Origin of the sequence: Pseudoxanthomonas sp. CF125 (assembly GCF_900104085.1) — a bacterium.
Taxonomy (GTDB): Bacteria; Pseudomonadota; Gammaproteobacteria; order Xanthomonadales; family Xanthomonadaceae; genus Pseudoxanthomonas_A.
On the sequence record NZ_FNLD01000001.1, the window covers coordinates 1879113 to 1892384 of the forward strand.

Below are 13272 nucleotides of genomic sequence, written 5' to 3' on the forward strand. Positions count from 1 at the left end.
CCTTGATGACACGGAGAGATGCCGATGAGCCTGTCGTTGCCGGGTGAACCGGGCGAAGAAACTTCCAGGGAACCCTCGCCCGAGCCCGCCGCTACCCACACCAGTCTGGAAAGCCTGGTCCACCTGCTACAGGGCAGCTCCCGGCCGAACCTGGCCGATGTCGGCATCACCACTCTGCCCCAGGCCCAGCTCGACCGGCTCCACAGCAGCGCCCGGCAGGAAGCGGAGCATTGCCAGGACCGTTCGGAACTGTTCCTGGAATTGCTGGAATATTGCGTGGAGCACAACGCCACGCCGGAACCGGACACGCTGCTGCGCATGACCCGGCAGCTATTGAGACTAGCGCGCGACCAGCGCCGCTGGCACGACCTGGCCGACAACGCGGCCTACTACCGCGACAACGTGCAGGTCGCCGCGCGCATTTCCAGCTACCTGTTTCCGCACGATCGCTGCGACTGAACCGGCGACCCGTCATGCGGCAAAAGCATCTCCCGGGCGGCTGGCAATCCGGCAGGAAGCGCAGCGCCGAACCGTAAATCGGCGCAACCCGGCCGCGGTTCTGATCAACTTCTGACTGCCCCGTTTCTGACTACCCTGTTCTGGAGGGCGGCGGCTTGCCGATACACTAGCGGCCCGTCCCGTCCTTCCGGAAACCGGCATGCCTTCGATCCGTCCTTCCCTGCTTCTCGGAATGTTGCTGCTCAGCGGCTGCGCTAGCGCCAGCAGCTGGGTGGAACTGGGCGGCCAGCGCTACAAAGTAGAAGTGGCCGACGACGACGCCGAACGCGCGCGCGGGTTGATGTTCCGCGACCAACTGGCGCCCGGCACCGGCATGATCTTCCTGCACGACCGCGAAGAGCCGCAGGCGTACTGGATGAAGAACACCAAGATCGCGCTGGACATCCTGTACTTCGACAGCGCGCGCAAGCTGGTGGCGCAACAGCGCGACGTGCCGCCCTGTTCGGCCGGCAACGCCTGCCCGCCGTATCCCAGCAACGCGCCGGCCCGCTACGTGCTGGAACTGAACGCCGGCGAAGCGGCGAAGCTGAAGCTGCAGAACGGCGCCGAGCTGAAATTCAGCAAAGACATCCTCCCGTAGGTCGGGGCTACGCCCCCGACGCACGGGGACACGGACACACGGAAGTCCCCGTCCCCCATTCCGTTCGTGGTGAGCCTGTCGAACCACGCTCTTGGCGGCATTCTTCAGACAGCGACGCTCCAATATCCGGCGAAAAGCGTGGTTCGACAAGCTCACCACGAACGGGGCAACAAACCGCGATTCGACATCAATGAATCGATTGCGCCCGAACTGCCCCGCAGGGCTTGATTGTGGCGGTAATTGACGCCAATCTTGGGCCATGGGGGTAAGACTGACATTGCCGGAATGGAGTTCGCTGGCGGCGCAGGCCGATGAATCCGTGCCCCTGCTGGAAACCGCGCTGCTGATCGCGCGCGACGAATATCCCGACCTCGACGCCGATCTCTACGACACCCTGGTGCAAAGCCACGCCGAGCACCTGCGCCCGGAGATCGAGGCCATCGACGCCTGGCCGCTGAAGATGGCGGCTATCAACCGGCACCTGTTCGACGAGCTGGGCTACACCGGCAATCACGACGAGTACTACGACCCGCGCAACAGCTACCTCAACGAAGTGTTCGAGCGCCGGCTGGGCAATCCCATTTCGCTGGCGATGGTGCAGATAGAAGTCGCGCGCCGCCTGGGCGTGCCGCTGGACGGCGTGTCCTTCCCCGGCCATTTCCTGGTGCGGCTGCCGGTGGACGACGGCATCCTGGTGATGGATCCGTTCAACGGCGGGCGCCCGCTGGGCGCGGACGAACTACGCGAACGCGCCAAACCGCACCTGGGCGGCGACATTCCCGACGACAACGCGCTGATGCACATCCTGGACCCGGCCTCGCACCGCGCCATCCTGATCCGCATGCTGCGCAATCTGCACGGCGTGTACGCCGAACGCGACGAGTGGGACCGCGCCGCGCGCAGCGCCGACCGCGTGCTCAAGCTTTCGCCGGACCAGCCCGAGGCCTTGCGCGACCGTGGCCTGGCCTACCTGAAAATGGACTACAAGCAAGGAGCGCGGCACGATCTGGCGCGTTACCTGCACGTGGCCCCGGAAGCAGCCGACGCGCACGCCCTGCGCGAGCGCCTGGTGGAATTGAACACCAGCAAATCGCGGATGCACTGACCACTTATAGAAACCGCCGTTGTAGGAGCGGGCCCTGCCCGCGACGAAGCCTTACCGGTAGAGCCTGTCGCGGGCAGGGCCCGCTCCTACAAGATCAATCGACCTCGACCATCTCGAAATCGTCCTTGGTCACGCCGCAGTCCGGACAGGTCCAGGTGTCCGGAATGTCTTTCCAGCGCGTACCGGGCGCCAGACCTTCTTCGGGCAGGCCCTTGGCTTCGTCGTAGATGAAGCCGCACACCACGCACATCCAGGTCTGGTAACGGCTGTCGTCGGCGTCGGTCATCGGGGGATAATGGCGGGGAAGCGGGCGCCTATTGTCCCATTCCCCACCCCGCACCGGAAGTTTGCCGATGAATTCCCGCTGGCCGCAGCCCGGCTCCGCACCCCGCGGCCTGTACCTGATCACCCCGGACGAGCCCGACACCGCGCGGCTGCTGGCCCGTACCGCACCGTTGCTGGCGCAAGGCGCGACCTGGCTGCAATACCGCAACAAGGCGGCGGGCGAGGCTTTGCGGCACGAACAGGCCGCAGCGCTGCAAGCGCTATGCGCAAACGCCGGGGTACCGTTGATCGTCAACGACGACGTGCGCCTGGCCAAGGCGGTCGGCGCGGCGGGGGTTCACCTGGGCGAAGACGACGGCGATATCGCCGCAGCGCGTGCGCTGCTGGGTACGGAGGCGATCATCGGTTCGTCCTGCTACGACCAATTGCAATTGGCCGAAGCCGCCGTTGCGGCCGGCGCGGATTACGTGGCTTTCGGCGCCTTCTTTCCCACTCGCAGCAAGACCGGGACTCGTCGGGCCACGGTAGATCTGTTGTCGCGGGCCGCCTCGCTGGGCGTGCCGCGGGTGGCGATAGGCGGCATTACCCCGGACAATGCGCATTCACTGATCGAAGCCGGAGCGGACCTGGTTGCGGTGATTTCCGGCGTCTACGACGCGGCCGATGCGGTAGCTGCGGTCCATGCTTACCTCCGCTGCTTCGCCCGATAACCCGCTCTTCGTAGGAGCGGGCCCTGCCCGCGACGGGGCTTTGCCGGTAGAGCCTGTCGCGGGCAGGGCCCGCTCCTACAAAAAAGAAACTTCACGAATCGACGGCCACTCATGAACCACGAAAAATCCCACACCCTGTTCACGCGCGCCCAAAAATTGCTGCCCGGCGGCGTCAACTCGCCGGTGCGCGCCTTCAAGTCGGTGGGCGGCGAACCGTTCTTCGTGCAGCGCGCCGACGGCCCGTATCTGTTCGACGTGGACGGCAACCGCTACATAGACTACGTGGGCTCATGGGGCCCGATGATCGTCGGCCACAACCATCCTGCCGTGCGCGACGCCGTGCAGCGCGCGATCCAGGACGGCCTGTCGTTCGGCGCGCCCTGTCCGGCCGAAGTGACCATGGCCGAAACCCTCACCCGGCTGGTGCCGTCCTGCGAAATGGTACGCATGGTCAACTCCGGCACCGAGGCCACGCTGTCGGCGATCCGGCTGGCGCGCGGCGCGACTGGGCGCATGCGCATCGTCAAGTTCGAGGGCTGCTATCACGGCCATGGCGACTCGTTCCTGGTCAAGGCCGGCTCCGGCATGTTGACGCTGGGCGTGCCGACTTCGCCCGGCGTGCCCAAGGCATTGGCCGACCTGACCTTGACGCTGAGCTACAACGATTTCGACGGCGCCACGGAATTGTTCGAATCGCTGGGCGGCGAGATCGCCTGCGTGATCGTGGAGCCGGTGGTCGGCAACGCCAACTGCCTGCCGCCGCGCGAAGGCTATCTGCAACACCTGCGCGAGCTGTGCAGCAAACACGGCGCGCTATTGATCTTCGACGAAGTGATGACCGGTTTCCGTGTCGCGCTCGGCGGCGCGCAGGCGCATTACGGCATCACCCCCGACCTCACCACCTTCGGCAAGATCATCGGCGGCGGCATGCCGGTGGGCGCTTACGGCGGCCGGCGCGAGCTGATGGCGCAGATCGCGCCCAGCGGCCCGATCTACCAGGCCGGCACGCTCAGCGGCAATCCGGTGGCGATGGCGGCCGGTCTGGCCATGTTGGAGCTGGTGCAGGCGCCTGGATTCCACGACAAGCTGACTGCGGCTACCCATGCGTTGTGCGACGGACTGGAAGCGGCCGCTCGTGATGCCGGCGTTGCTGTCACCACCAACCGCGTCGGCGGCATGTTCGGCCTGTTCTTCACTTCCGAAAAAGTCGACACCTACGCCCAGGCTATCGCCTGCGACACGGCCGCGTTCAACCGCTTCTTCCACGCCATGCTCGAACGCGGCGTTTATCTGGCGCCGTCCGCATACGAAGCAGGCTTCATGTCCAGTGCGCATGACCAAGCGATCATCGCGCAGACCATTGCGGCCGCACGCGAGGCCTTCCAGGTCGCCGCCGCCGGATGAGCGCGCCGGCCCTGGTCCTGTTCGACCTGGACGGCGTACTGGCGCACTACGATCACGCGCCGCGTCTGCGCGTGCTGGCCGAACGCACCGGCACCAGCGAACGCGCGGTGTCTGCGGCGTTGTTCGAATCGGGCCTGGAACAGGAAGCCGACCTGGGCTTGCACGACGCCCAGGATCACGCCGAGGAATTGGCGAAACGATTGGGTGCACCGGTCGCCATTGCCGATCTGGTCGCCGCGCGCGCGGCGGCGATGACCGCAAACGCAGGCGTGCTGGCGATGGCCAAGCAGGTGGCGCGCAAAGCGCGCGTCGCCATCCTGACCAACAACAACCTGTTGCTGCGGGACAACCTGGCCGCCATTTGCCCGCCGCTGTTCCCGCTGTTCGAACAACGCGTGTTCTGCTCCGCGCAATTCAGGCTGGGCAAGCCCGACCCCAAGGTGTTCCTGCTTTGCCTGGAGGCACTGGGTACGCCACCGGAAGCCTGCTTCTTCATCGACGACAAACCCGAAAACCCCGAAGGCGCACGCGCCGCCGGGCTTTCCGCGCACCACTATCTCAACGACACCCTGCTGCGCGCGGAGTTGTTCCAGCGCGGCCTACTGGAGGAACAACCCGATGCGCCTTGAAACCCTCGCCATCCATGCCGGCGGCGAAAGCGACCGCGAAACCGGCGCGCTGGCGCCGCCCATCCATCTGGCCACCACCTTCAAGCACGGGCCCGCGGGCGAGCGCATCGCCGACTACGAATACCAGCGCGAAAGCAATCCGACCAACGACCGTCTGCGCGAGGCGATCGCCGCGATGGAAGGCGCCGCCACGGCGTTGACCTTCGCGTCGGGCATGGCCGCGGTCACCACACTGCTGGAATCGCTACCGTCCGGCACGCGCATCCTGGTCCCGGACGACTGCTATTCCGGCGTACGCATGCTGGCGACGGAATTCCTGCCCGAGCGCGGCATCGAAGTCCGGCGCCTGGACATCGCCGACCTGGCGGCCGTGCGCGCCGCCTGTGCCGAAGGCGTGGGCCTGATCTGGGCGGAAACGCCTTCCAATCCATTGATGAAGGTCAGCGATATCGCCGCGCTGGCGGCACTGGCGCACGAACGCGGCGCGCTGCTGGTCTGCGACAACACTTTCGCCTCGCCGGTACTGCAGCAGCCGCTGGCGCTGGGTGCGGACATCGTCATGCATTCCACCACCAAGTATTTCGGCGGTCACAGCGACGTGCTGGGCGGGGCGCTGGCATTCAAGCACGACGACGATTTCTGCAAGCGCGTCGCCCATCGCCTGCACATCACCGGCGCGGTACTGGCGCCGTTCAGCGCCTGGCTGACGTTGCGCGGCTGCCGTTCGCTGCCGGCGCGCATGGCCCTGCACTGCTCCAATGCGCGTCGCGTCGCCGAATTTCTGGAAGCGCAGCCGCAGGTGGAACGGGTGAACTATCCGGGCCTGCCTTCGCATCCGGGACACGCACTGGCTGCGCGTCAGATGCGCGATTTCGGCGGCATGCTAAGCGTGCAGCTGCGCGGCGGCCGTGAGGCGGCGCTGGCGATGGCCGGCAGGCTGCAGCTGTTCACCAATGCGACCTCGCTGGGCGGCTGCGAATCGCTGGTGGAGCATCGCGGTTCGGTGGAAGGGCCGCATACGACTACTCCGCAGAATCTACTGCGCTTGTCGGTGGGGTTGGAGCACATCGACGATCTGATTGCGGATCTGCAGCAAGCCTTGCAAGAAGCTTGAGTGCGCGCTGTTCCAACCCTTCTCCCCTCGGGAGAAGAGCCTGCCCCGTACTCGATACGGGGTGGCGCGTAGCGCCGGATGAGGGTACGGCGGAGTCAGAATAGTTCACCATCATGGACTTCGCCGTACCCTCACCCCAACCCCTCTCCCGAGGGGAGAGGGGCTTTTAGGGTGTCGGCAAGTTCTTTGCGAAAACCGACAAAGCCGAGCGCAAGCGCGCCATGCCATCAGCGACTTCCACATCGGTGATATTCAACGCCGGCACGAACCGCAACACGTCAGGTCCTGCCTGTAGCAGCAACAGCCCTGCAGCAGCGGCGTGATCGAGAATCTCTCCGGCGCGCCCCGCATATTCCGGCTTCAGCACCGCTCCCAGCATCAAGCCTCGACCGCGAACTTCCGAGAACAGCGAAAATTCCGCATTCAGCGAATCCAGGCCATCGCGCAATGCCTGCGCTTGTTTTTCAACATTGGCCGAAATCTCCGCCGAACCCAGCTTGCGCAACGCCACCCGCGCCACCGCAGCGGCCAATGGATTTCCGCCGAAAGTGGTGCCATGCGCGCCGAACTGCATCACCTCGGCGACCTTCGGCCCTACCAGCATCGCGCCGATAGGGAAACCGCCGCCCAGCGCCTTGGCCAGGGTGACGATGTCCGGCGTGACGCCTTCCTGCCAATGCGCGAACAAAGTGCCCGTACGGCCCATGCCGCACTGGATTTCATCCAGCGCCAGCAAGGCGCCGTGGCGGTCGCAGAGTCCGCGCACGCCGCGCAGGAAGCCTTCGGCCGCCGGCATCACTCCACCTTCGCCCTGGATCGGCTCGACCAGCACTGCGGCGACATCGCCGGCAGCCATGGCCGTTTCAAGCTGCCCCAGATCGTTGAAATCTACGTACCGGAAACCGCCCGGCAACGGTTCGTAGCCTTCCTGGTACTTCGGCTGCGCGGTCGCGGTGACCGCCGCCAGCGTGCGTCCGTGGAAGCTGCCGCGGAAGGTGACGATCACGCGACGATCCGGCGCGCGGCCCTGTGCGGTGGCCCACTTGCGGATCAGCTTGATCGTCGCTTCGTTGGCTTCGGTTCCCGAGTTGCACAGGAACACGCGCGAAGCGAAACGCGAGGCGGTGACCAGCTCCTCGGCCAGGCGCAGCGGCGGTTCGCTGTAGAACACGTTGCTGGTGTGCCACAGCTTGCCGGCCTGCTCGGTCAGCGCGGCGACCAGATCGGGATCGTTGTGGCCCAGTCCGCAAACGGCGATGCCGGCCGACAGATCCACGTACTCGTTGCCGTCGCGGTCCCAGACCCGCGCGCCCTGCCCGCGCTCCAGGATCACTTCGCGCGGACGGTAGACGGGGAGGTAGTAGTGCTGGCCGGCGGCGAGCAGGTCGGCGGTGTCGGACATTCGATTGGGATCCTGGAGCGATGGATCAGGAGGTGAAGCGGATCTGGTCCGCCGGCACGGCTTCGATCACCGGGCCGAAGCTGCTGATGTCGGGCAGGGTCGCGTTGTGGTGGATGCGGATCTGGGCGGCGCTGGCGTGCGCCTTGTCCTGGGTGGTGTGCGCGTCGGCCGCCAGGATCACCGCATAGCCGTGGGCGGCGGCGCTGCGGGTGGTGGTATCCACGCAGAATTCGGTGGCGTAGCCGCAGATCACCAGCTGTTCGACGCCGGAGAACGCCAGCACTTCGTCCAGGCCGGTGCGCAGGAAGGAATCGGGCGTGGTCTTGCGGATGCGATGGTCGGCGGAGCCGGCCTGCAGGCGGGAGTCCAGCTGCCAACCGGGCGAGCCGTGCTGCAGCTGGGTGCCGGGAACTTCGTGTTGAACCAGGATCACCGGCACGTCGCTGGCCCGTGCACGCGCAGCCAGTGCGTTGATGCGTGCAATCACGGCATCAGCTTCGGCGGGAGCGGGGATTTCGTCGAACAGGCCTTGCTGGACGTCGATGATCAACAGCGCGTTCTTCATTGAGAGGTTCCGGCAAAAGGAGCGCAGCACGCGATCGAATGGCTGTGCTGGTCATTGTACAGATGCGAACACCGGGTCGCAGCCGCATCGGCCTTCCATGCTCAATGCGTGCGGCGTATCACGAGCCGTGCGCCAGGAAACGAAAAAGCCCCGGCGCAAACCGGGGCTCGAGACGTGTCTGGGCGTGGAGAACCCGATCAGTTGAAGGTCATGCCCCAGCCGAGCATCGGGGCCGTGGTCGAGGACGCGTTGTTGACGAGCAGCTTCCAGGTGCCTTCGCGCACTTCGCCGGACAGGTTCAGCGTGAACGGCTGGGTGCCGAAGCCGCCCAGCGGTGGCAAGGGATAGACCGTTCCGTCGGGCGCGACCAGTTGCAGTTGCAAACTGCCAGGGCTGGCCGGGTTGGCGCTCACGAAGATCTGCGTGTTGCAGGACGCGTTGCCCGGTCCCGGAGCGAGCAACGTACGCACGCCCACCGTCTGGGCGGGAACGGCGCCGCCGTTGCCGCTAACGCTCAGCGGCATGCTCAAGGCGACGTTGACCGCGCTCCGGGCATTCACGATGCCTGTACCGATGGGCTGTGAGGCCGTCGACGGAAATGGGGTAGCCGTGCACTTGAGCAGGGCTTCCATCTGCGCCGGTGTCTTGGGAATCGTGGAGATCGACTGGACCAGCGCGGCCACGCCTGCCACGTGCGGGGCCGACATCGACGTTCCGCTCTTGCTGGCGTAGGACTCGCTTGCCGGAGCGGTCGTACCGTTGTTGTTTGTGGAAAAGATGCCGGACCCAGGTGCGGCCAGATCCACGGCGGGTCCGTAGTTGGAGAAGTCCGGACGTGTCCCAGCGTTGGTAGTGGCTCCGACCGCGATGACTTGGTTGCAATTGGCAGGCGAGAAGCCGGCGGTGTTCGCATTGCTGTTGCCGGCCGCAATGACCAGCGTCGCACCCAGGCCCACTGCGGTATTGATCGCGCTCTGGGTGGTCGTGCCGCAGGCGCCCTGCCCACCCAGGCTGAGGTTGATCACCTCGGCGGGATTCGGATTGGCCGGAATGCCGGGCACGCTGCCGCCGGCTGCCCAGGTGATCGCATCGGCGATATCGGAGTCATAACCTCCGCAGGTCCCCAAAGCGCGCAGCGGAACCACCTTGGCCGCGTACGCGACCCCCGCCACGCCTTGTGCGTTGTTGGCGACTGCCGCGATGGTGCCGGTAACGTGGGTACCGTGCCAGCTTGAATTCTGCGCCGGGTGCGAACCTCCGCACTGATTGGCAGCGACCCAGTCGCCAGGATCGTTCGGATCGCTGTCGCGTCCATCGCCGTCGTTGGAGACGGTCACATCGCCGATGAAATCGTAGCCCGGCAGGATATTGGCGTTGAGATCGCTGTGGTTGGTGATGCCGGTATCGATCACCGCCACCACCGCGCCAGCGCCCTGCGTGACATCCCAGGCATGGTCGGCCCGGATACCCCACGTTTTGTACATATCCCATTGGCGTGGCAGGTAATAGGTATCGTTCGGAGTGAGGAACGCATGCATGCGCCGGTCGACTTCGACGTACTCCACATCCGGATCGGCAGCGATCTGGCGCATCAGCGATTCGGCTTCCACCCGGTCCAGCTTGCGGTCGATACGCACCACGTCAGATCCGATGCCCATGCGGCGCAGATGCTTGAGAGCCAGCGCCTTGCCACCTACCTGCGCCGATGCGGCGCGCACCAGCGACTCTTTCGCCTTGGAAACGCTGCCGCGCTCCGGACTTCCGCTGCGATAGCCGACGATGAACTGGTCATAGGCCTGCCCGGAACTCAGACCCGCAAGATCGACCCTGCCGGCCATGGCGGGCGCGGCGATCAGCGAGACCGCAACGGCGGTAGCGAAGGACAATGCATGCATACGCATACGACGATTTGATACAAACGACATAGGTTTGCTCTTCCTTGTAAAGGGATGGAATCCGTCCTGAAGGACGACGGAACGACGCGCGTCGAAGACGCGTCACGAGCCTACTACGCCGTGAACGTTGCATCGCACGTTGCGATGCAAGTGTGCTTTTACTTACAGATAAACCGTTATCGCTCAATCTCCACGACACGAACCTATTTGCAGCATTTCCCACGTTATTTTATTTCTGGTGAAAATTGGCCTAAGACACACCGTGCGAAATTTCATCAATCCATATAGAGCTCCGCTTAAACAACCAAATCCTACGAACTACTGTGAGCCATCCAACAATGCTCAGAGCCCGCAGATGATTTTCTTGATTGAACAGCACACACGGAGTTGACTTCCCCCAGAAAGAAAGCACATCTTTGTCTTGCCGCAAGGTAGCGGCACTAACAAGGATGAGAAATGTTACGGAATCGCACAATTGGCGTCGCAATCATATTCGGCGTCTTGGCTATCGCCTCCCTTGCCAATATGAATAAAGCGCTTGCTAGACAGTCGGTCGAAGTTAACGGAAATACTTTTGTTTGCCAGAACTCTTGCGTAGTGTCTTCCAATAGCAATGGGCAATTAAGTGTCAGAGATAGCAAGTTCGGCTGGGTTGCGATGATCGTGAAAGGTCCTGGGTCCATAATGGTTCCTTGATTTCATAAACCAGCACCGCTAACCGGACAGCCCATGCACAAAACAAAAGTAATCTTCGCACTAACAATCGTAGCTGCGATCGCGATCATTTACACCTTTGCGACGGATATACGGGGCGTTAGAACCACGCTGTTTGGTGCACAAACCGATTCTCCACTGAACACAGAATCTTCAGTCAGCGCTGGCGAGGATCGGCAAAGCGGCTCCACCGACAATGGGCTGTCCTCGAGTGCGGCGAAGACTAAAGCTTCCGAGAATGTAGCCCCTGCCACTTCTTCCGCACACTCAACTCCAACCGAACGACCCCGACCAGTAGAATCATTGCTGGTTTCTCCCGGCGGATTAAAGACTGGATACATCAACGCGATCATTGGAGTGGACGAATTTGATCGCGTTCTCGACCGGCTGAGAACCGAAAGCTACACCGACCCGGATGCAACCCAGATCAGCAAGCTATACGAGGAAATCCTTAGGTCTTCCCTGAAGTCATCCGACACAGGAGTTTCTCTAAACAAATTGGCATGCGGACTCACTGTATGCGCAGCTTCTTTTAACGGCAGCCCCATGGATGAGGGGAGATTTACCACTATGCTCCTCGGGGCGGGAAGCGAAAGAGGCGTGGGCATATATTCGGCAATAGTTCGAGCTTTCCCACCACCAACCCCGAATGATCCTGCAACGTATCGGGTGTTTTTCTCGACCGACAGGAATAACAACACGATCACGGTAGATTAATCACCAGCCTTTTCCCGGTCAGCCATTCACATGCCCGACCCTGGAAGACCACTCCACTGTCGTCACCACACCCCAGTGTTTGGCATCGACAGCCACGGCTCCTGCGGCGGCAGGCGTCCGCCTTTCTGCAACAATTCGATGGAAATCAGGTCGGGCGTGCGCACGAACGCCATGCGGCCGTCGCGTGGCGGACGGTTGATGACGACGCCTTGCGATTGCAGGTGCGCGCAGGTGGCGTAGATGTCGTCGACTTCGAAAGCCAGGTGGCCGAAGTTGCGCGCGCTGCCGTAGTCCTCGGCGGGCGAATCGTCGGCGGGCGGCCAGTTGTAGGTCAGTTCGATTTCGGCTTCTGGATTGGCGGGCGCGCCGAAATAGACCAGGGTGAAGCGTCCGCCTTCGTTTTCGATGCGTCGGGTTTCGGCAAGGCCCAGGCCTTGGGTGAAGAACTTGGCGGTGGCGTCCAGGTCGTGGACGCGGATCATGGCATGCAGGTATTTCATCGTGACGGGGGCTCCGATGGCGTTGAGTCGTCTGCTCAATCGAGGAACAGATCGGGATAAAGCGGTTTGGAAGGATCGACCGCGTAGTTCGAAAGATCGGTGACGCCGGCCTCGGCCAATACTTCGTCATCGATCAGGAAATTTCCGGAGAATCCTGCGGCCCCGCGCGTGAGTACGGCGTGCGCGGCGTCGGCCATTATTTCCGGCTTGCGGCCGTTGGCGGCGTCCACGCCGGGAATCATGTTCAGCGCCTCGGTGGCGATCAGCGTGCGCGGCCACAGCGCATTGACCGCGACGCCTTGCGGCCCGAACTCCGCCGCCAGACCCAGGGTGACGAAACTCATGCCCATCTTGGCCAGCGTATAGCCGGTGTGCGGCCCCCACCATTTCGGATCCAGCGACGGCGGCGGTGCAAGCGTGAGGATATGCGGATTGGGCGCCGCCAGCAGATGCGGAAGACAGGCCTGCGCACACAGAAAACTGCCGCGCGAATTGACCTGGCTCATCAGGTCGAAACGCTTCATCGGCGTATCCAGCGCGCCGCGCAGCCAGATGGCGCTGGCGTTGTTGACCAGGATGTCGATGCCGCCGAAAAGATCCACCGTGGCGGCGACCGCCGCCTTCACTTCGTCTTCCTCGCGGATGTCGCATTTGAGCGCCAGGCCCTGGCCGCCAGCGGCGTTCACCGCCTCGGCAGCAGTGTGGATGGTGCCCGGCAGCTTCGGGTTGGGCACCGACGACTTGGCTGCGATGGCCACGTTGGCGCCGTCGCGCGCGGCCCGCAGCGCGATGGCCAGGCCGATGCCGCGCGAGGCGCCGGTGATGAAGAGGGTTTTGCCTGCGAGGGTGGTCATGCGAGGTCCTGTGGTGCGGTGTTGTTGGGGCGGTAGACCCACATGCTTGCGCTGCCTGTCGCCGCTCGGACGTCATCCCAGCGAACGCTGGAAGTGCTTTTCAACAGCCGAATGGCTGGTCATCCATTTTGATGTTGCTTTGCTTTTAAGTTCTCTCGTCGGGTTCACGCCAAGATCAAGATGGATCCCAGCGTTCGCTGGGATGACGATAACCGGGGTTCGGGTTCCAATACCGACTCGAAGGAACCACCACCCACACATCAATGTCCCATACCCGAC

Annotated in this window: 14 protein-coding genes; 8 read left to right on the plus strand and 6 right to left on the minus strand. The window is 63.7% G+C overall.

All coding sequences use genetic code 11. The features are described from left to right. Positions 1–24: 24 nt before the first annotated feature. The 3 genes from BLR66_RS08440 (at position 25) to BLR66_RS08450 (ending at position 2204) form a co-directional block, all read left to right on the plus strand. Positions 25–459, plus strand: coding sequence for a hypothetical protein (locus BLR66_RS08440; protein WP_093283213.1), 435 nt, complete (start codon positions 25–27; stop codon positions 457–459). 199 nt (positions 460–658) lie between these two features. Beyond that, the gene (locus BLR66_RS08445) at positions 659–1099 is read left to right on the plus strand and encodes a DUF192 domain-containing protein (protein WP_093283217.1); all 441 of its coding nucleotides are present in this window, start codon (positions 659–661) and stop codon (positions 1097–1099) included. A gap of 259 nt (positions 1100–1358) precedes the next feature. Continuing rightward, positions 1359–2204, plus strand: a complete 846-nt coding sequence (locus tag BLR66_RS08450; RefSeq protein WP_093283221.1) for a SirB1 family protein — start codon at positions 1359–1361, stop codon at positions 2202–2204. A 94-nt stretch (positions 2205–2298) separates the two neighbouring features. Here BLR66_RS08450 and BLR66_RS08455 read toward each other — a convergent pair whose 3' ends face one another. Then, the gene (locus BLR66_RS08455; protein WP_093283224.1) at positions 2299–2490 is read right to left on the minus strand and encodes a rubredoxin; all 192 of its coding nucleotides are present in this window, start codon (positions 2488–2490) and stop codon (positions 2299–2301) included. Positions 2491–2557: 67 nt separating this feature from the next. On the opposite strand from BLR66_RS08455, the gene thiE reads away from it, so the two are divergent. From thiE to BLR66_RS08475, 4 genes are all read left to right on the plus strand, one after another. After that, a complete protein-coding gene (gene thiE, locus BLR66_RS08460) occupies positions 2558–3199 on the plus strand; it encodes a thiamine phosphate synthase (protein WP_093283228.1) in 642 nt (213 codons plus the stop codon). A 111-nt stretch (positions 3200–3310) separates the two neighbouring features. After that, on the plus strand, positions 3311–4603 hold the full coding sequence (gene hemL / locus BLR66_RS08465) for a glutamate-1-semialdehyde 2,1-aminomutase (protein WP_093283231.1): 1293 nt from the start codon (positions 3311–3313) through the stop codon (positions 4601–4603). After that, on the plus strand, positions 4600–5232 hold the full coding sequence (locus BLR66_RS08470) for an HAD-IA family hydrolase (protein ID WP_093283237.1): 633 nt from the start codon (positions 4600–4602) through the stop codon (positions 5230–5232). The genes hemL and BLR66_RS08470 overlap by 4 nt, the downstream gene beginning before the upstream one ends. Next, positions 5222–6346, plus strand: a complete 1125-nt coding sequence (locus BLR66_RS08475) for a trans-sulfuration enzyme family protein (protein WP_093283242.1) — start codon at positions 5222–5224, stop codon at positions 6344–6346. Before BLR66_RS08470 ends, BLR66_RS08475 begins: the two co-directional genes overlap by 11 nt. Positions 6347–6512: 166 nt before the next feature. Here the strand turns inward: BLR66_RS08475 and BLR66_RS08480 are convergent, their stop codons facing one another. The 3 genes from BLR66_RS08480 to BLR66_RS08490 all read right to left on the minus strand — a co-directional run bounded on the left by BLR66_RS08480 (position 6513) and on the right by BLR66_RS08490 (position 10214). Continuing rightward, a complete protein-coding gene (locus BLR66_RS08480; protein ID WP_093283247.1) occupies positions 6513–7748 on the minus strand; it encodes an acetylornithine transaminase in 1236 nt (411 codons plus the stop codon). 25 nt (positions 7749–7773) lie between these two features. Further along, positions 7774–8313, minus strand: coding sequence for a cysteine hydrolase family protein (locus tag BLR66_RS08485; RefSeq protein WP_093283252.1), 540 nt, complete (start codon positions 8311–8313; stop codon positions 7774–7776). 197 nt (positions 8314–8510) lie between these two features. Then, complete coding sequence (locus tag BLR66_RS08490; protein ID WP_176943799.1) at positions 8511–10214, minus strand: S8 family peptidase; 1704 nt, start codon at positions 10212–10214, stop codon at positions 8511–8513. Positions 10215–10937: 723 nt separating this feature from the next. Here BLR66_RS08490 and BLR66_RS18870 point away from each other — a divergent pair. Beyond that, positions 10938–11639 carry a hypothetical protein gene (locus BLR66_RS18870; protein ID WP_143014589.1) on the plus strand — a complete coding sequence of 234 codons (702 nt, stop codon included), beginning with the start codon at positions 10938–10940 and terminating at the stop codon, positions 11637–11639. A gap of 62 nt (positions 11640–11701) precedes the next feature. Here the strand turns inward: BLR66_RS18870 and BLR66_RS08495 are convergent, their stop codons facing one another. Together BLR66_RS08495 and BLR66_RS08500 are read right to left on the minus strand one after the other, a co-directional pair. Beyond that, positions 11702–12139: a VOC family protein gene (locus tag BLR66_RS08495; protein WP_093283265.1), complete on the minus strand. Its 438-nt coding sequence runs from the start codon at positions 12137–12139 to the stop codon at positions 11702–11704. A gap of 35 nt (positions 12140–12174) precedes the next feature. Next, entirely contained in the window at positions 12175–12993 is an 819-nt protein-coding gene (locus BLR66_RS08500) for an SDR family oxidoreductase (protein WP_093283268.1), read from the minus strand. Positions 12994–13272: the final 279 nt, after the last annotated feature.